This is a genomic window from Clostridium sp. Ade.TY (genome assembly GCF_000498355.1).
Taxonomy (GTDB): Bacteria; Bacillota; Clostridia; order Clostridiales; family Clostridiaceae; genus Clostridium.
The window spans coordinates 1-19,408 of the sequence record NZ_AVSV01000041.1 but is presented as its reverse complement, the minus strand read 5'-3'; the positions used below and the strand labels follow the sequence as shown (position 1 = coordinate 19,408).

Sequence of the window (19,408 nt, the reverse complement as noted above, 5' to 3'; positions counted from 1 at the left end):
AGTATAATTTTGATACAATAATTGTTAATATTATTTTGTTTTATATAATATATTAATAAAAAAATAAGCTATAGTAAAAACTATAGCTTATATGTTTCTCCGACATTTATAATTTTGACGGTATTATCTTTAAAGTTAACAAGTGTCTCATGAGTTTCCTCAAAGTCTTCTAATGATATTTTAAATGTTTTGTAATGAATAGGAATCATTATTTTACTATTCATCATTTTAAACATCTTATAGCTTTGTTCAGGGTTGCAGTGCATATATTCAAATCTAGCTGGTTTATAACAACCTACAGGCATAAGTGCAACGTCACATTCAATATCCTTAAATGATTCAGTATAGGCTGTATCTCCTGCGAAAAATATTTTCTTATTATCACCTTCAATAAGGTATGAGTTACTTTCGTCATCTATTCCAACATAAAATCTACGACCATCATGGTTTGCTTGAATAGATGTTACTTTAAGAAAGTCATCCTCAAATGTATTACCAGCTCTTAATAAATGCACATTTTTATATCCTAATTTTGATAAGATCCGTTTATAGCCCTTTGGTACTATAACAGTAGCATCTTTATTTAATTTTTTTAGTTGTCTTAAAGATGGAAAGTGCATATGATCCATATGACCATGTGATAAAAGTATATAATCAAATTTTAATTCATTAATATCAAATGGTTTATCTATAACTCTTTTAAAGTAGCCTAATCTATTTGAAATAACAGGATCAGTTAAAATTAGTTTTCCACCTAAATTTATTATTGTTGTAGCATGACCATACCAATGAATTGAATCATCTTGTATTGGGTCGTTTGAAGCTTTATCTCTATCATTAAAATATTCTCTCATGTTTGTATAAGTTAACTTAGATAAAAAGTGAATGTTTTTTAAAAAATTCATAAGTATTATCTCCTTAAATTTAAGTTACCTTTTCCACTTAAATACTATAATACCTATAATCATGATTGCAACACCTAAAAAATCTTTTAAGGTAAAATTAAGTTTTTCAGTTCCAAATAATCCAAAATAATCAATGATTGCGGCAGCAGTAATTTGAGATATTAAAATTACTCCAATGGCATAAGTAGTTCCAAGAGATCCAATGCTTGCCATGACAGTGAATATTATTATAACTCCTAATACACCACCTAAAAGGTATAATTTATTTGCATTAGCTATTTCTTTAAAGTTACCCTTACCAGCAAATACAGTTATAATAACTGTGAGTATTAAGCCTATTAATTGAACTAAGACATTTGTTTCCCAAGTACCTATTTTTTCTCCAAGCCTAGTATTAAAGACACCTTGAAGACTCATTGAAATTCCGGATATTATTGCATAAATTATTCCTAACAATTGAATCACCTCAAAGTTAGTTTTGCCATTTAAGTAAAAATTATAATAAAAAAAGCTATAAGAAAAATCTTATAGCTAAATTATTAATTAATTTAAATGTTGAAATCCATCAGTTATTTCTTGTTCTGAAAAACCAAGAGTATTTCCAAGGCTTAGTAAATCTTCGAATAAAGTTTCAAAATGATCTTCTGAACGTGATATGATTAAATCATTTATATCTATGTATAGGTTAAGAAATTGATCACTTAAACAATATTCTGTAGGTTGCATAGAAATTTCAGTTACGTTGTCATATTCATTAGTAATTCCCACTGATAATACTTGTTGCAAACAAATTAAATACTTCTTAAAAATTCTTTCTTTATTAAAGTTAGAGTCCTTACTTTCTTTGTAATCAAAGCAATTTGTCTCATTTGCAAGATCACTAATTTTTACATGTAACTCTAAATTTTTACGAGCTTTAATTTTATATTCATCTAATTCTGGATTAATAACTACTTTACTATCAAGTTCTTTTTGAATTTTAAATAAATTGGAAACAAACATCAACGAATCCTCCCTGCTCTTACGGCAATTATCTTTATTTATTTTACAAAAACTTTCAATAGATGAAAAGGTCAGTAAACGAATACAGAAAAAATTTTTTTGAAAATTTATAAAATTTCATAAAATATAGAATAATAGGTAAAAAAATAAACTTCATTTAACATAAATGAAGTTTTAAGCAAAAAACAAATTAAAATGTTTTTAAATCAAAATCTTTTATTTTTAATTCTTTTTTATTATGAGGAACTTTCCATAATTCAAACTTATCTATTTTTAGAGTTTGATTTTCTAAATTCGTGTTTATAGTAGATTGAAGATCAAAAGAATTCTTTTTATTATCCTTTGGAATATAATTTAGATTAGCTAAAGAAACAGATAATTTATCCATATTTCCCTCTCTAACATTAAATCCATGAAGTTTTAAAGTATCTTTTAAACATCTTTCAATTTTTTTAATATATCCAACTCCATTTAAATTTATATTTATTGTCTTTAAGTTTTCGTTTATAGCAAACTCATCAGAAAGTTCTATCTTGAATTTTTTGTAAGGTTTTAATACTTTTTCTATTATTGGAGCTAACTTCTCAATATTAGGATTATCTAGAACTTCTAGTGCTATATATGGCGCTGGTGAATTCCTATTTGCTCTAAATCTTTTTGATAATGTTCTCTGAATAGGACTTATAAATTCGTATGAAGGAGCATCAAATAATGCAACAATATAATATCTCATATCTTACCTCGCACAATATATTCTTTGGTTTCAATAACCAAACTTTTCTATAAATTATAACATAATACTTTAAAGAAAAAAACTAAAAGGAATAAATAAGGATGAGATACAAATACTATTTGTGTAATTTGAAAAATAGGAGGGATATATTATGAATCATAATTCAAGCATTAAATGCTCAGTTAATGAATGTAAACATCATTGTAAGGAAGACCAATACTGTACTTTAGATTCAATTATGGTTAGTAAACATGGTCATGAAGCAAAAACAATTGAATGTACAGATTGTAATTCATTTGAATTAAAATAACATAATATTCCAAATGAGATAGATAAAAGCCTACAAACCTTTTATCTATCTTATTTTTTGTAAAAAAAATATTTCAATAATTCAACTTTGTGTTATAATGATAAACGAACTATAAAAAATGATAATAGGATTATAATGTCTAATAGATATTTTTTTGGATAAATAATATGATTTTGGGAATTTTAAGTATATAGAATCTAAAAATAAGGGTGAATTGGATGGAAAAGTTAGTTATAAATGGAGGAAGACCTCTAGTTGGGTCAGTTGATATAAACGGAGCTAAAAATGCAGCAGTTGCAATATTACCAGCAGCAGTAATTGCTAGCGAATCAAAGTGTGTTATTGATAACATACCAGATATTGAAGATGTGCATTGTTTAGAAAGAATACTTGTAAGTTTAGGATGTAAAGTTAAAAAGATTGATAATAATACTTTAGAAATAGATAGTACAGAAGTTAATAATTATGACGCTTGTACTGAAGATGTTAGAAGAATGAGAGCATCATACTATTTTATTGGAGCACTTTTAGCTAGATTTAAAGAAGCAAGAGTTGAACTTCCAGGGGGTTGCCCTATAGGAGTTAGACCTATAGACCAACACATTAAAGGATTTGAAGCTCTAGGTGCAGATGTTACTATAGAACACGGTGCTGTAAAAGTTAAGGCTGATAGACTAATTGGAACAAATATTTTCTTTGATGTTGTTTCTGTTGGAGCAACTATAAATGTTATGATAGCAGCTACAGGAGCTGAAGGAGTAACTACTCTAGAAAATGTTGCCAAAGAGCCACATGTAGTTGATGTTGCTAATTTCTTAAACTCAATGGGAGCAAACATTAAGGGAGCAGGAACTGACATAATAAGAATTCAAGGTGTAGAAAAGTTCAAGGGTTGTGCATATAGCGTAATACCAGATCAAATAGAAGCAGGTACATTCATGATAGCTGCAGCTGCAACTAAAGGTGATGTAACTATAAAGAACGTTATACCAAAACACTTAGAGTCAATAACAGCTAAACTTAATGAAATGGGAGCTAAAGTTGAAGAAGGAGACGATTCTGTAAGAATTACATGTTCTGGAAAGTTAAAAGGAGTAAATGTTAAGACAGCTCCATATCCAGGATTTCCAACAGATATTCAACAACCAATGTCAACTTTATTAAGCATAGTACCAGGAAGAAGTTTAATAACTGAATCAATATGGGAAAGCAGACATAAGCACATTGATGAACTTAAGAAAATGGGTGCAAACATAAAGGTTGAAGGAAGAGTAGCTATAATAGACGGAGTTGAAAAACTTACTGGAGCAGTTGTAAAAGCAACAGACTTAAGAGCTGGAGCTGCAATGGTTATAGCTGGACTTATAGCTGATGGAGCAACTGAAATAACAAGCATAGAACATATAGATAGAGGATATCCTCACATAGAAGATAAATTCAGAAGTTTAGGTGCAGAAATAACAAGAGTTGATGTAGAAGAATAATTGGGGGCGAAGGGATATAATGAAATTTTGTTCGCTTTATAGTGGAAGCAGTGGAAATAGTATTTTTGTAGGTAACGATAATACAAAGATATTAATTGATGCTGGAATGCCAGGTAAGAAAATTGATGAGGCATTAGCAAAGATAGATCAAAACCCAAGAGAGATAAATGGTATTTTTGTAACACATGAACACTCAGACCATGTAAAAGGTGTTGGAGTTTTATCAAGGAAATACGATATACCTATATATGCAAATGATAAGACATGGGAAGCCATGAAAGGATCAATTGGCAAAATAAAAGAGCATAATATTAAAATAATGGACAGAAGAAGTACGGTGACTATAAATGATTTAGAAATTAAATCATTTATAATACCTCATGATGCCATTTCTCCAGTTGGATATACAATTAAATCAAAAGATAATTTAATAAGTATAGCAACTGACTTTGGTACATTTACTGAAGAAATAAGAGATAACATAAAGGATTCTAATGTTATACTTTTAGAATGTAATCATGATGTTAGTATGCTTAAATTTGGGCCTTATCCTTATAATCTTAAGAGAAGAATATTAAGTGAAATAGGACATTTATCAAATGATGATTGTGGAGAAGCCATTGCTGAAATTATAAAGCATGGTAATGATAAAAAAATAATATTAGGTCACTTAAGTGGTACAAATAATCATCCAGATTTAGCTTATCAAACAGTTTTAACTTCTTTAGCTGAAAAAGGTATTGAAGAAGGTTTGGATGTTAAAATTTCAATGGCTAGTAGACATGAACCTAGCTCATTAATTAACTTATAATAAAAATGAAAGAGGGAGAATGAGATGAGTTTATACAAAAATTGGACTGATATGGTTGTTGAATATGTAAAGACAAAAGGTGAAAAGGCTTTTTGGGAAGAGTATGGTAAAATAGAAACAAGCATCTATAAAGATTTATTATCAAATCACAAAGAAGTTAAAAAGACAACAATAAAGAAATTAGCTGACGAACAAAATACAACTGAAGAGTTTGTAATGGGATTTGTTGATGGAATAAATGATAGCTTAAAAGCACCATATGATTTAGAGACTATAGACGGAAATACAGAATTAGTATTAGATATAGATTTTGAAAAATTATATTTCAATATGCTAGATGCAAAGGCAGATTACTTATTTAACTTACCACAATGGGATGGAATTTTCTCAGAAGAGAAGAGAAAAGAAATTAAAAAATCATATAATGATTCAAAGACAGTAAGAAATGAAGAAAAGATCGGAAGAAACGATCCATGTCCATGTGGAAGCGGAAAAAAATATAAGAAATGTTGTGGAAAATAATTTAGACTTTTAAAAGCTCATAAGATTTTTATGAGCTTTTATTAATATTTAGGGAAGTATATAAAGTTATACTTTCTTTATCTTTATATAGAATATTTAGGAGGTTTTGTATTATGGATAAAAATGTTTTATGGTCAAATGAACAAAAAATAGCTAGAACTGTTGAAGCTATAAATAAAAATAATATGAATGGATATTATGTAAAAGGTAGAGATGAACTTATAAAGCTTATAGAAGAAATAGTAAGTGAAGATTCATTAGTTTCATGTGGTGGCTCAATGACGCTTTTTGAGGCTGGAGTAATGGAACATTTAAGAAGTGGAAGATACAAGTTTTTAGATAGATATAAAGAAGGTATTACAAGAGAAGAAGTTGTAAATATGTTTAAAGAATCATTCTTTGCTGATGCATATTTTACTAGTAGTAATGCTGTTACTGAAAATGGAGAACTTTATAATGTGGATGGAAATGGTAATAGAGTTGCAGCAATGCTTTATGGACCAGAAAAAGTTATAGTCATTTGTGGAGTAAATAAGATAGTAAAAGATGTTGAAGAAGCAATAAAAAGAAATAGGGAATGTGCAGCACCAATAAATGCAAAAAGATTGAATAAAGAAACACCATGTTCAAAAGTAGGATATTGTATGGATTGTAAAAGTAAAGATAGAATATGTAATGAATATACTTTAATAAAAAGACAAAATAGAAAAGATAGAATGCATATAATATTTTTAAATGAAAATTTAGGATATTAAAAAACATATGCACTAGTTAGAAAAAGTATAACTATACTTAAGGTTTTGAACGCAAGGAGATACTTTCAAAATAAAATTAAATAACTAGTGCATCTAACTATTATAATTATATGATTTTAGTTAGAACATTATTACATAATTTTAAAAATGTTTAGCTTAGGAGGAAAAATGAACATAACATTAGTTACCGTAGGTAAATTAAAAGAAAAATATTTAAAACAAGCTATTGATGAATATTCAAAGAGACTGGGAAGATACTGTAAGCTTGATATAATAGAGCTTCCGGATGAAAAAACTCCTGATAATGCATCAGAAAAGGAAGAACTTCAAATAAAGGAAAAGGAAGGTAGATTAATACTTTCAAAAATAAAGGATACTTCCTACGTTGTAGCTATGGATTTGCAAGGTAAAGAAATTACATCAGAACAGTTTTCAAGTTTTATAGAAAGGTGTGGAGTTACTGGAAACTCAAATATAGTTTTTGTAATTGGTGGAAGCCTTGGCCTTTCTGATGAAGTGAGAAGAAGGGCAGATTATAAGTTGTGTTTTTCTAAGATGACTTTTCCACATCAGCTTTTTAGAGTTATGCTTTTAGAACAAGTATATAGAGCATTTAGGATAATGAAGAATGAACCTTACCATAAATAAATGAGATTTTTACTTTAATTGGTATTAGATTTGGGTGAGAAGTTAATGATGATTCGCCTCAACCATGAAATCCTCGACAATTCAGAAATGTGTTGTCGAGGGTTTTTAATTTTATATAGAAATTAATAAAAAATATTTAGCTTAATATTTATAATTTTTTTTAAATATTAATATATAAAATTTGATCATATAGCAAATAAATCCTATTATTTTACATTTCTTGATGACTTAATTTCAGAACATATTGATAGTATTCTTCACATGTTAAGAGTTAAAAGCAAAAGATGTTACTTCATATGCTAATATCAGAGATAACAATAGGTAAAGGTAAAGATAAAGAAATAGAGTCAATAAAACTAAAAATAAATGGAGATATAATTGAATATCTGAATAATGAAGAAGGAGAGTCAAAGAAGGCTGCTCCTTAGTCTTTTATATTAAAAGATATTATTATAGATACAATTAATTTGGAAATTGCTATATAGAAAAAATGTATAAATTTCCAATTATTTTAAAAAATAAATAAAAAAGGTTGTAATTGATTAAATACTATGTTATACTAAACTAGTAGCAAAATGCTAACAAAAAAGTTTCATTTAGGTAAATAGTTTCTCAAAGATTAGAGATTATTATATCAATTTAGAATCTTTAATTTTAGGAGGAATGTTTATGACAGATAAAACATTAAAGTGTAGAGATTGTGGAAGTGAATTCGTATTTTCAGTAGGAGAACAAGAATTCTACAAAGAAAAAGGATTTGACAATGAGCCAACAAGATGTATATCTTGTAGAAGAGCTAAGAAAGAACAAAATAGAAGATAATTTTAGATTGTTAAAGGTTGTAGTTTAAACTACAGCCTTTTTTTATTATAATAAAATAAATATTAAAATATAGTCATTAGATGGGGGAAGAGAAGTATGCAGAAGTATAATGAAAATAATCCAATGCTTGTTAACTCTATGGTGTGTACTATAGACATGTTGGGTTTTTCACAGATGATAATAGAGTCATGCAACAATAAATACGGAAATGATTTACTTAAAGAAATCAATTTTCTTATAAATAAGAATAAACAATGTATAATTAAAAATAAATATAGTCAAGGGAAAATAAAAATATATACTGATAATATGATTGTAGGATATCCTATAAAAGATGATGGAGAAGAAGCGTTAAATGAAATATTAGATAATGTGTCAGAATATCAGTTTAATTTAGCTTTAGAAGGTTTTTTTGTTAGAGGTGGAGTTAGTGTAGGTGATTTTTATATTAACGAAGATATAGTTTTTGGGCCTGCTCTTTTAGATGCACATTATGTTGAAAGTAATTTAGCATGTTATCCAAGAATTGTATTAGATAGCAAAACAGTAAGTAAATTGAGAAGATATATAAATAATTATGATATAGCACCACAACGAAATAAGATATTAATAGATAATGATGGACAATGGTTTTTAAATTATCTAAATACAATATTTAAATATTATACTGAATGTAACAATAAATATGAATTTGAAAAAATGCAGATAAAGTTACTTTTTAAACATAAGGTTAAAATAGAAGAGATGTTAGAATTAAATAAAGAGAATATCAGAGTTTGGGATAAATTTGTATGGATAGCTAATTACCATAATTATTTTTGTAATATAAATTTTGCAAATGAAAAAAATTTAAGAATAGATAAGAATAAATTGCTTTCATGGCCAAGAGGACTTTCAAGTAAAGACACTTAATATTTATTAGATAGTATTATATATGTTTAAATTGTTATAGGTTGAAGTTTTATATAAAAAAATTATAAAAATCTCACTTGATAATTATACGGAGAACCGTATCATAAGTAATAAAACCATAAAGTACTTTTGTACTTTATGGTTTTATTTTATACTTATTAATTCATCTTAATATACGTTTAGTGTAATTTTATAGACAGAAATAAAAACTTTATTACAAAGATTTATAAAAATAAGATAAACTTATATATAAGAATATTTTAAGGTGGGGGGATTAAAGTTGTTTAGAGAAAAGGTAAAGAGAATAGTTATATCGTTAATGACAAATCCAATACTATTAATTATTTATTGGATTTTTCTTTATGAATTATCTTCTGTATGTAGGTATGGAAGAGAAAAGAATAATATTTTTATTTTATTTTTAGCTACTATATTTCTTTTTCCTATGATTATAGTTGTTATAACAATGGCTATAAGAAATAAAGATTATAAATTTAAAAAACTAAATAATATAAAACTTTGGAAATATATTTCGATAATAATTGTGGTTTTTATAACTTTATTTTATGGATTTAATATTTATAAGAGTGCAACAAATTATGGTGGAAAGCTTGCTTGGGTTATAGAGGAGTTTAGAAATCATAAAACAGTAAAGTTTACTCACAATAACATATATAAAGATGGTGTACAGGGTATCTTTGAAGATATAAATAAAAAATTCAATTTATCAAAGAAATTATACATGACAGATGGATTTACACTTAATTTTAAAAAAGATGGAACAATAACATCATTTGATACATTTATTTATGGAGAAAATGATTCTAAAAAAGAAGAAACTTATTTAATAAGTTATGATGAAAATAAATCAAATAAAATTAATGTAATACTTAGAGGTAACTCAAATGGTGATTATAATGATGATAAACTTATAGAGCCATTAATTGAAACAATTAAAGCTATTCCACTTCAAAAAACAGTTCAAAATTGGAACTCTGAAAATTATGGATTAGTTTATTATGGTAAAAGAAATTGGGGATATAATACTGATGGAATTGTAGATGTTTATAAAGATCATGCTGAAAGAAAAGTAGATGAGGCAAATTCTGAGATAATAGGATATACAGTATCAATATTTGTTCCAGGAAAAGAAAAAGAAATTACTCCAATTAGATATAATTTAATCTGTGATGCAGAGTGGAGCAAATCAAAAACTCCTCCAAAAGATGAAAATGATAATACAGTAAAATATAGTCCTTCAGAGGATAATCCAAAGCCAGAAAATAATAATGAGCAATTTTATGCATCAAAAGAGGTGGGATATAGATTGGATGTTACAGGAGCAGCATTAGGAAGTAGGTCATATTCATTAAGTAAAACTACAGATGGAGGTAAGTCCTGGAAGTTAATAAATACAGACCCTTTTAATGGAATGCTTGGTGGTGCAGCTGGAGTGACTTTTATAAATGATAAGCTTGGGTTTGTTGCATTATCAATTAGTGCTGGAGCTAGTGGTGATTTATACAGAACAGACGATGGTGGAAAAACTTTTAAAAAAGTAAGTTATGCAAATCATAAAGTTAAGTTAGATAATGGCGAATATATAAGTCCCTTTGATCTTCCAGGTATGCCGTATGAGAAAGATGGAGTATTAAATATGCTTGTCGGTCAAGGCTCTGATGGAGATTACAATGGAAATTGTAAAGCTCTTTATGAATCTAAAGATAAGGGAAAAACATGGAAGTATGTAAAAGAAGTTAAAAGTGATGAGATTAATAATTAAATAGTATTTTTATAAAGAAGATGTCTCAAAATAAATTTTGAGACATCTTCTTTTTTTAGAATCCATTCTTTTTGGCTTCTATACCACTTTCATTTGTTCCAGGCTCTTTAGTTGTAGTAGTATATCTGTTTCTTGACCATTGATTTTGAGTTTTGTGACCATTAGATAAATAATTTTCTTTAGTGTATTCTCTCTTATGCTTACTATTCATAAAATATCACCTCTTTCATTGTTATGTTATGAAGAAATGAAAGAAATTATATGAAGAAATATAAGGTTATTTAATGTTAGATATACAAAATGAATAAATTATTTTTTAATTATTCATTATTCAGAGAAATTATAATTATATATTACATAAATAAAGGATTTTATAAGAAAAAATAAAAAATAAAAATAAAAAATGAATTTTAGGAAACAAATACATTCATTTGTGATATAATATATTATATAAGTGGTTATTTTTGTAAAAGCTATTTTTATATAATTCTTTTAATGGGGCAAATTTACTTAAAACTAAATTTTTAAAAGAATTATATTTTTATAAAACAATTAAATAAACAAGGGGGCGCGTTTATGAAGAAAAAAGTAGGACTTACTACAAAGATTTTTATCGCTTTAGCAATTGGGGCTGTATTTGGATTTTTAATAAAACTATTACCAAATGGATTTATTAAAGATACAATATTTTTAAATGGGATAATAAAAATACTAGGTAAAGGGTTCATAAGTGCAATAAAAATGCTTGTTGTACCTTTAGTATTTGCTTCAATAACATGTGGAGTAGCATCTTTAAGCAATATAAAAAGTTTAGGAAGAATTGGTGGCAGAACTTTAATTTTTTACTTATCTACAACAGCAATAGCAATATCTATAGCTATTGGGTTAGCTCTTATAATAAAGCCTGGATCAGGGCTTGATATGTCTAACGTAATTGTTCAACAACCAGAAATAGGGCAAACTAAGCCTTTATCTGATGTAATTCTAAATATAATTCCAACAAATCCTATAAAATCTATGGTTGAAGGAGAAATGTTACAAGTTATATTTTTCTCAGTTCTATTTGGAGCAACTATAAGTATATTAGGGGAAAAAGCAAAGCCTGTAAAAGATGTAATGTTAGGCTTAAATGAAATATGTTTAAAAATGGTTAATATAATAATGAATTTTGCACCATTTGGTATATTTGCATTAATAGCAGAGACTTTTGCAACAACAGGGTTTGATGCATTTGGTTCTTTAATAAAGTATATGTTTGTAATAATGTTGGCATTGGCTATACATGCTTGTGTAGTTTATAGTCTATCTCTAAAAGTATTTACAGGACTTAGTGTAAAACCATTTTTTAAGAAAATAGCAGATTTTGCAGCAATAACTTTTTCAACTGCATCAAGTAGTGCTGCACTTCCAGCAACAATGAAAACTATGAAGAGCTTAGGCGTTCATAATAAAGTATCTTCATTCACATTACCTTTAGGTGCAACTATAAATATGGATGGAACAGCTATAATGCAAGGAGTTGCAACAGTATTTATTGCACAAATTTATGGAATAGAGTTAAGTATAAATTCAATAATAACAGTAATAATAACAGCAACATTAGCATCAGTTGGAACGGCAGCTGTACCTGGAGTTGGATTAGTTATGCTTTCTATGGTATTAAATTCTGTAGGATTACCTATAGAAGGAATAGGTTTAATAATGGGTGTAGATAGAATACTTGATATGTGCAGAACTACTGTAAATGTTATTGGTGATTGTATATGCACTTTAATAGTAAGCAAAAAAGAAAATGCACTTGATGAAGACATGTATTATGGTGATGAAGAAGAGGAAATGCCATTTTTACAAGAATCTTAATTTATAAAAAAATAATATGTTTAACTAATAAAAATGAGCTACTATTATATGATATAATATCAAAAGAAGTTTTTAATAAGTTTGGAGGAAGCATTTATGTTTACAAGAGAAGAGCTTTTAACAATTAAAGATGCATTTAAAATTGCAGATGAGAAATATATCGATTTAATAGAAGAAAATAAAAACAATAGAAAGAAAGTAGTAGCTTACAATAGACAACAAAAAAAGTTGTGGTTAGTTCAAAATAAATTAAATAAATTGATAGAAGAAACTAAATAATTTAAATATAGAAAATAATTTAAGTTAAGGATAGTTTTTAATAAATTATAATAATAAAAGTAATTTATTAGTTTATAATTTAAAGACTGTATCGTATATAATTTAAAATTATAAAAAACACCTAATGGAATTTAATATTCTTAATTAGGTGTTTTTTTATAAGATTAATTTTAAACTAAATAACTTTTAATAATAAATTTATTTTGAAATAATTTTTTTAATCTCAGATATATATAATTCATGGTAATCCTTTTGAGGGTACCATCTTTCATCAATTCCATTTTCTAAGAAGAATTCAGGTTTTAAAGGTTGAGAGTATAATTTCTTACATACCATGACAAGCTTTCCTTCTTCAAAATATGGTGTATTATCTATATGAGAAACAGTTAAATTAGATTTAGAAATCTTATCCTCATCTCTACCAGATACACTTCCTAAATAACCTAATTGTTTTTTAAAGTTAGTATCAAAAAAAGTTAGTGAGAAAGTATCTGAGTTATCTATAAATTCTTTTGTATAACGATTTGGTCTTACGACTATATAAGTAACATTTTTACCCCACATAACTCCAAGGCCACCCCATGAAGCTGTCATTGTATTAATTTTATTATTTTTTTCTGCTGTAATTAGCATCCAATCCTCACCTATAAGTTTAAAAGGACTTTCGTTTAGTTCACTTGGTTGAATTTCTTTAAAGTTATCCATATTAATATTCTCCTTAAATTATTTTAATAATCAATATTATAACCAAAACTTATCAATTAGTTCAAAGTTTAATTGTTTTAAAGGAAAAGATGTATTGGGTTATTATACTTTTGATATATTCTTTAGTCTTCTTATATATAAGTACTTAGATGAAATACTAAATTAAAAGTAATACTCTTAAACTTTTAAGGAATACAGTATATAGATTTTTAAATTTTATGTACATATGATTCCAGATACTTTTATTAAAAATGTTAGAAATCCTTATAAATAAACACTTATTAAATATTTTTTTAAGAAACTGCATTAATACAATTATATGTTAAGCTTTTTAAAATGATATATTTGATAGTTTCAATACTAATAAAAATACAAGTGTATTAATTAGAAATATAAGTGTATTATAAGAAAATTTAAATGTTAATGTAATAATATTTAAAATATTAAATTAATTGGTTATATAAGCTGTACTGTTGAAAAAGCAATTACTAAGCATGTTTTAATATGTAAAATTACATAAATAGATTAAATAAAACTATATTAAAAATTATCTATAATGGAAATAATATATTGAAATATACATTGAATATTATGTTGAAAGAGAGAGAAATTTGTTATGAGTATAAAATATTTAAATAAGTATATCAAAATAACTTAAAACTAAAATAAAATAGTATCAAAAAATAATTAAAGTGTATTAAAGAAAAAGATTTCAATAGCTAAAATTAAAGCTTAAATCATTGAATCACATAGCTTTAGGTGATTTAATGATTCTTAATACATTTTATTGGCACAACACTTGCTAATATATAAGTGTACATAATAAAGTATTAAAAAGTTCATTCAGAGAAAAAATTATAATAATTAAATTTGGTTACAGTTTTTTAGAACTTATTTATAAAATTTATAGTAACAAATAAAAAATAGGAGGTATATATAATGGTAGGAATTATTCTTGCTAGTCACGGAGATTTTGCTAAAGGCATCTTGCAATCTGGTTCAATGATTTTTGGAGAACAAGAAAACGTGCAAGCTGTTACACTAATGCCTAGTGAAGGACCTGATGATATTAAAGCAAAAATGAAAGATGCAATTGCATCCTTTGACAACCAAGATGAGGTTTTATTCTTAGTTGACCTTTGGGGTGGTACACCATTCAACCAAGCAAATAGTTTATTTGAAGAACATAAAGACAAATGGGCAATTGTTGCTGGTATGAATCTACCAATGGTAATTGAAGCTTATGGTGCACGTCTTTCAATGGAATCCGCACAAGAAATCGCGGCTAGTATTATAGGATCAGCTAAAGAAGGAGTTAAAGTTAAGCCAGAAGCTTTAGAACCAGCTAATGATGATGATAAATCAACTGCAGGTTCTGCTAATCAGTCTAACGCAGGTGCACCAGGATCATTCGAATATGTTTTAGCTCGTATTGATTCTCGTTTACTTCATGGTCAAGTAGCAACTGCTTGGACAAAAACTACGCAACCAACAAGAATTATTGTTGTATCAGATGCGGTAGCTAGAGATGAACTTCGTAAGAAGTTAATTCAACAAGCTGCTCCTCCAGGAGTTAAAGCTCATGTTGTTCCAATAGACCAAATGATTAAGCTTGCAAAGGATGATCAACATTTTGGAGGACAACGTGCAATGCTTCTTTTTGAAAACCCAGAAGATTTACTTAGAGCAGTAGAAGGAGGAGTACCTCTAAAAACTGTTAATGTTGGATCTATGGCTCACTCTGCAGGTAAAGTTCAACCAAATAAGGTTCTTGCTTTCAGTCAAGAAGATATTGATACTTTTGAAAAACTTAAAAAAGCTGGATTAAAATTTGACGTTCGTAAAGTTCCAAATGATTCAAAAGGAAATATGGACGAAATTCTTAAAAAAGCACAAGAGGAATTAAATAAATTAAAATAATAAATATTATTTTAATAGAAAAAGGAGGATTAACATAGTGGATCTAAATATAGTTCAAATAATATTAGTTATTATTATTGCATTTTTAGCTGGGATGGGGGGCATCCTGGATGAATTCCAATTTCATCAACCTCTAGTTGCATGTACTTTAATCGGATTAGTTACAGGTAACTTAATACCATGTCTAATCTTAGGTGGTAGTCTTCAAATGATTGCCTTAGGATGGGCAAATATCGGTGCAGCAGTAGCACCTGATGCAGCATTAGCATCTGTTGCAGCTGCGATTATTCTAGTTCTTGGTGGTCAAGGTAGAGCAGGTGTTGATTCAGCTATTGCTATAGCAATTCCTTTAGCAGTTGCAGGATTATTATTAACAATCATTTGTCGTACAATTGCTACTGCATTCGTACACTTTATGGATGCGGCTGCAAAAGAAGGAAATATTAGAAAAGTTGAAATGTGGCAAATTATTGCTATTTGTATGCAAGGTGTACGTATAGCTCTTCCAGCAGCATTAATCTTATTAATTGGTTCTGGTCCTATTAGCGCATTACTTAATGCTATGCCAGCTTGGTTAACAGACGGTTTAGCAGTAGGTGGTGGTATGGTTGTAGCTGTTGGTTACGCAATGGTAATCAATATGATGGCAACAAAAGAAGTATGGCCATTCTTCGCAATTGGTTTTGTATTAGCAACTATTCCTCAAATTACACTTATGGGATTAGGTGCAATCGGTGTATCTATAGCTCTTATTTACTTAGCACTTAGCAAAAAAGGCGGTTCAGGTAATGGTGGATCAAATACTGGAGATCCAATAGGCGATATTATCGATAACTATTAAGAAGGGAGAGAAGACGAAAATGGAAAAAAAATTAAAGTTAACAAAAAAAGATCGTCTTTCTATTTGGTGGCGTTCAACTTTCATTCAAGGATCTTGGAACTATGAAAGAATGCAAAACGGTGGTTGGGCATTTTCATTAATTCCCGCAATTAAAAAATTATATAAAACTAAAGAAGATAGAGCAGCGGCATTAACACGTCATTTAGAATTCTTTAATACTCACCCATATGTAGCTTCACCTATTATTGGGGTAACATTAGCATTAGAAGAGGATCGTGCAAATGGATCACCTGTAGATGATGTAACTATTCAAGGTGTTAAAGTTGGTATGATGGGACCTTTAGCAGGTATCGGAGATCCAGTTTTCTGGTTTACTGTTAGACCAATATTAGGAGCATTAGGTGCTTCACTTGCTATGGCTGGTAACATTCTTGGACCTATAATATTCTTCTTTGCTTGGAATATTATACGTATGGCATTTACTTGGTATACACAAGAACTTGGTTACAAAGCAGGTTCTCGTATTACAGAAGATTTATCTGGTAACTTATTACAAGAAATCACTAAGGGAGCATCAATACTTGGTATGTTCATCTTAGGATCATTGGTTAATAGATGGGTATCTATTAAGTTTACACCAGTAATATCATCTGTTCAATTAAGCAAAGGTGCTTTCATTGATTGGGTTAACCTTCCTGCTGGAGCAGAGGGTGTTAAACAAGCATTAATCCAACAATCAGCTGGGTTATCACTAACTCCTGAGAAGGTTACAACATTACAAGGTAACTTGGATTCATTAATTCCTGGACTTGCAGGATTATTATTAACACTTCTTTGTATGTGGTTACTTAAGAAGAAAGTATCACCAATTGTAATTATTCTTGCTTTATTTATAATTGGTATTGTATTACACTTAATAGGTTTAATGTAATATTTTTAAATCAGCCTGGGTTAGTATAATATTTTACTTAACCTGGGCTTTTTTTAACATAAAATAAGTTAAAGTAGAGTTAGAAAAATAAATTTTATGATATTATGGAATAGAAGAATAAATATTTAAATTTTTAAGGTTTAATAAGGAATTATAAAAATTTGAAATTAAATTTAATGAGCATAATAATTTTAGTTATTTGGTTTTGGGCCAATGGCTTTTGAATTCTTTTAAGAAATATTTAAATGAAAATAAATATATATACTAAGTAGAAAAGAGGTAGAACGTATGGTTGAATCACTTAATACAAAGGTAGATCTAGTAGTTGATGCGACAGCTTTCACAGGACTTACTGATTATGGAAAAATAATGATTGGTGACAAAGGTTTTGAATTTTACAATTCTAGAGATGTTGGGAAATTCATTCAAATTCCTTGGAACGAAATTGATTATGTTATTGTATCTGTAATATTAAATGGAAAGTGGATTCCAAGGTATGCAATTCAAACTAAGAAAAATGGTACATATTCTTTTTCATCTAAAGAAACAAAGAAGGTACTTCGTACTATTAGAAACTATGTTGATCCAAATCATATAGTTAAGTCATTAAGTTTTTTTGATGTTGTTAAACGAGGAGTAAAATCCATATTTAAGAAGAATTAATATTAAAGGATTTTGTACTTGGTATAATAGAACTGGACACAAAGATAATAGAAAGCTAGAAGCTAGGTTATGTTAAGATGTTCATTTGATAAACAAACTAAACTTTTAGTAGTTAAACTAATTTTAAAGGGACATTTTTCTTTAAAAGAGTTTAGTAATGATATAAATATATTGTAGGTTTGGGTTCAAGGATATATAGAATGTTAAAGTAGAACGTTTCTTTGTAAAGGAAGCGTTCTTTTTAGTTAATGAAAACTAATTGTTATTTAAGTTATTTCAGAGAATAATTAATATAGTAAAAACTATAGATTAAGGGTAAAGCGTTGATAATATTCTTAGAGATGAGTTTTATTGGTATAGCAAAAATCTCCTTTTATTAAAATGAAAATATACTTATAGCCAATTTCAATAATAAAAGGAGATTTTAAAATATATACAAATAATTTAGCATATACAAAATTGATTTATAAATCTAATATATCTTTTTATTAATATGTAGATATATATTGGTTAATATAAAAAATATTAAATTTAAGTATATTTATTATAAGTTATGAAACAATAATATCAATTAACAACTATGAGATAATAATATTAATTAATAGAAGCAATTAATAAATTTCTAAAAATCAAAATATAATATATTTTTTGCAATTGATTTGTCTTTTAACCTATATAAAGTTTTACCCAATATTAAAGAGATGAGTAATTTTTTATATAAGTAAGAGTTAAGTTATATAAAACTTTAATTATTTAAGTTGTATACATAAGATTGATATAAAGAGTAGCATAAAGTTTTATTTTAATAAAATAAATTTTTATAATGAACTTTTATAATGAACTTTAAAGGGGGTTTAGTATTTAAATAAGAGATTCTTTTGAAGAGGAATATTTTTGTACTTAACTAATTTATGAGATTTGGTTAGTTAGTTCAGTTTAAAATTTATATATAGGATAGTAATTCTATATATAAAAGGAAAGATAGTAATTTTAAAAGCTATAATATAAATAATAAAAGTAGTGAGCTTACATATATAAAAAAAGAGATATGAGATAACTATTACTACAAATAGATATGTAAGAGGGGGAGTAATATTATATATGTAATGGGAGAAGTAAATTAAAGTTTATAATTATAGTTAAGATCTAATTTAGAGTATATCCAAAGAGGTAAGTTAAGTAATAAGTATTTAAACAGTTTAAAAATACATAATTATTGGGATAAAACTATGCAAAACTTAAAAATGAATTGTATAAATGCGTATATTTATAGCAAACTTATCCTAGTATATCAATATAAGAAAAACAAAGAAAAAAGGAGAAAATTTTAAAATAGTAATGATAACTTGTATTTTTGAAATTAATATTAATAAAATCTGTCAAAAAAGTATATATAATTACATACATCGGATGTGCCGAACGAAATATCGCAAGATAAAACAGTTTAATTAAAAAAATAAAAAAACTGTTGACAAAGTTCGATACAGATGTTAAACTGATTAAGTCGCTTGAGGGCGACGAG

At 27.2% G+C, this 19,408-nt stretch carries 22 protein-coding genes; 16 read left to right on the top strand and 6 right to left on the bottom strand.

Annotated elements, in window-relative coordinates; genetic code table 11:
- Positions 1-80 precede the first annotated feature (80 nt).
- The 4 genes from O212_RS0114835 to O212_RS0114820 all read right to left on the bottom strand — a co-directional run bounded on the left by O212_RS0114835 (position 81) and on the right by O212_RS0114820 (position 2,640).
- Positions 81-905 (bottom strand): MBL fold metallo-hydrolase, encoded by an 825-nt coding sequence (locus O212_RS0114835; RefSeq protein ID WP_024615869.1) that lies wholly within the window; start codon positions 903-905, stop codon positions 81-83.
- A gap of 24 nt (positions 906-929) precedes the next feature.
- Complete coding sequence (locus O212_RS0114830) at positions 930-1,361, bottom strand: DMT family transporter (protein ID WP_024615868.1); 432 nt, start codon at positions 1,359-1,361, stop codon at positions 930-932.
- Between the two features lie 87 nt (positions 1,362-1,448).
- A complete protein-coding gene (locus tag O212_RS0114825; protein WP_029699446.1) occupies positions 1,449-1,907 on the bottom strand; it encodes a dUTP diphosphatase in 459 nt (152 codons plus the stop codon).
- 190 nt (positions 1,908-2,097) lie between these two features.
- Positions 2,098-2,640 carry a hypothetical protein gene (locus O212_RS0114820; protein WP_024615867.1) on the bottom strand — a complete coding sequence of 181 codons (543 nt, stop codon included), beginning with the start codon at positions 2,638-2,640 and terminating at the stop codon, positions 2,098-2,100.
- 151 nt (positions 2,641-2,791) lie between these two features.
- On the opposite strand from O212_RS0114820, the gene O212_RS16530 reads away from it, so the two are divergent.
- From O212_RS16530 to O212_RS0114770, 10 genes are all read left to right on the top strand, one after another.
- Positions 2,792-2,950, top strand: coding sequence for a DUF1540 domain-containing protein (locus O212_RS16530; protein WP_081705871.1), 159 nt, complete (start codon positions 2,792-2,794; stop codon positions 2,948-2,950).
- A 218-nt stretch (positions 2,951-3,168) separates the two neighbouring features.
- Positions 3,169-4,434, top strand: coding sequence for a UDP-N-acetylglucosamine 1-carboxyvinyltransferase (locus tag O212_RS0114810; protein WP_024615866.1), 1,266 nt, complete (start codon positions 3,169-3,171; stop codon positions 4,432-4,434).
- A gap of 19 nt (positions 4,435-4,453) precedes the next feature.
- Complete coding sequence (locus O212_RS0114805) at positions 4,454-5,245, top strand: MBL fold metallo-hydrolase (protein ID WP_024615865.1); 792 nt, start codon at positions 4,454-4,456, stop codon at positions 5,243-5,245.
- Between the two features lie 24 nt (positions 5,246-5,269).
- Positions 5,270-5,767 carry an SEC-C metal-binding domain-containing protein gene (locus O212_RS0114800; protein WP_024615864.1) on the top strand — a complete coding sequence of 166 codons (498 nt, stop codon included), beginning with the start codon at positions 5,270-5,272 and terminating at the stop codon, positions 5,765-5,767.
- A gap of 113 nt (positions 5,768-5,880) precedes the next feature.
- Positions 5,881-6,522 carry a lactate utilization protein gene (locus O212_RS0114795; protein WP_024615863.1) on the top strand — a complete coding sequence of 214 codons (642 nt, stop codon included), beginning with the start codon at positions 5,881-5,883 and terminating at the stop codon, positions 6,520-6,522.
- A gap of 168 nt (positions 6,523-6,690) precedes the next feature.
- A complete protein-coding gene (gene rlmH / locus O212_RS0114790) occupies positions 6,691-7,170 on the top strand; it encodes a 23S rRNA (pseudouridine(1915)-N(3))-methyltransferase RlmH (protein WP_024615862.1) in 480 nt (159 codons plus the stop codon).
- Between the two features lie 296 nt (positions 7,171-7,466).
- On the top strand, positions 7,467-7,598 hold the full coding sequence (locus O212_RS17065; RefSeq protein WP_278244720.1) for a hypothetical protein: 132 nt from the start codon (positions 7,467-7,469) through the stop codon (positions 7,596-7,598).
- 241 nt (positions 7,599-7,839) lie between these two features.
- Positions 7,840-7,992 (top strand): zinc-ribbon domain-containing protein, encoded by a 153-nt coding sequence (locus tag O212_RS0114780; protein WP_024615861.1) that lies wholly within the window; start codon positions 7,840-7,842, stop codon positions 7,990-7,992.
- Positions 7,993-8,088: 96 nt separating this feature from the next.
- On the top strand, positions 8,089-8,904 hold the full coding sequence (locus O212_RS0114775) for a hypothetical protein (protein WP_024615860.1): 816 nt from the start codon (positions 8,089-8,091) through the stop codon (positions 8,902-8,904).
- A 280-nt stretch (positions 8,905-9,184) separates the two neighbouring features.
- Positions 9,185-10,687 (top strand): hypothetical protein, encoded by a 1,503-nt coding sequence (locus tag O212_RS0114770; RefSeq protein WP_347452298.1) that lies wholly within the window; start codon positions 9,185-9,187, stop codon positions 10,685-10,687.
- Between the two features lie 55 nt (positions 10,688-10,742).
- Here O212_RS0114770 and O212_RS16880 read toward each other — a convergent pair whose 3' ends face one another.
- Positions 10,743-10,898, bottom strand: coding sequence for a hypothetical protein (locus O212_RS16880; RefSeq protein ID WP_173391493.1), 156 nt, complete (start codon positions 10,896-10,898; stop codon positions 10,743-10,745).
- Between the two features lie 365 nt (positions 10,899-11,263).
- Here O212_RS16880 and O212_RS0114760 point away from each other — a divergent pair, with 365 nt between their 5' ends.
- Together O212_RS0114760 and O212_RS0114755 are read left to right on the top strand one after the other, a co-directional pair.
- Entirely contained in the window at positions 11,264-12,547 is a 1,284-nt protein-coding gene (locus tag O212_RS0114760; protein WP_024615858.1) for a dicarboxylate/amino acid:cation symporter, read from the top strand.
- Positions 12,548-12,643: 96 nt separating this feature from the next.
- Positions 12,644-12,826, top strand: coding sequence for a hypothetical protein (locus O212_RS0114755; protein ID WP_024615857.1), 183 nt, complete (start codon positions 12,644-12,646; stop codon positions 12,824-12,826).
- Between the two features lie 198 nt (positions 12,827-13,024).
- Here O212_RS0114755 and O212_RS0114750 read toward each other — a convergent pair whose 3' ends face one another.
- On the bottom strand, positions 13,025-13,531 hold the full coding sequence (locus O212_RS0114750) for a flavin reductase (protein WP_024615856.1): 507 nt from the start codon (positions 13,529-13,531) through the stop codon (positions 13,025-13,027).
- Positions 13,532-14,470: 939 nt separating this feature from the next.
- Between O212_RS0114750 and O212_RS0114745 the strand changes: the two genes are divergently transcribed.
- From O212_RS0114745 to O212_RS0114730, 4 genes are all read left to right on the top strand, one after another.
- Positions 14,471-15,451, top strand: a complete 981-nt coding sequence (locus tag O212_RS0114745; RefSeq protein ID WP_024615855.1) for a mannose/fructose/sorbose PTS transporter subunit IIA — start codon at positions 14,471-14,473, stop codon at positions 15,449-15,451.
- A 37-nt stretch (positions 15,452-15,488) separates the two neighbouring features.
- Positions 15,489-16,292, top strand: coding sequence for a PTS mannose/fructose/sorbose transporter subunit IIC (locus O212_RS0114740; RefSeq protein ID WP_024615854.1), 804 nt, complete (start codon positions 15,489-15,491; stop codon positions 16,290-16,292).
- A gap of 19 nt (positions 16,293-16,311) precedes the next feature.
- Positions 16,312-17,223, top strand: a complete 912-nt coding sequence (locus tag O212_RS0114735; protein WP_024615853.1) for a PTS system mannose/fructose/sorbose family transporter subunit IID — start codon at positions 16,312-16,314, stop codon at positions 17,221-17,223.
- A gap of 288 nt (positions 17,224-17,511) precedes the next feature.
- A complete protein-coding gene (locus O212_RS0114730; RefSeq protein WP_024615852.1) occupies positions 17,512-17,886 on the top strand; it encodes a DUF956 family protein in 375 nt (124 codons plus the stop codon).
- The last annotated feature ends 1,522 nt before the right edge of the window (positions 17,887-19,408 follow it).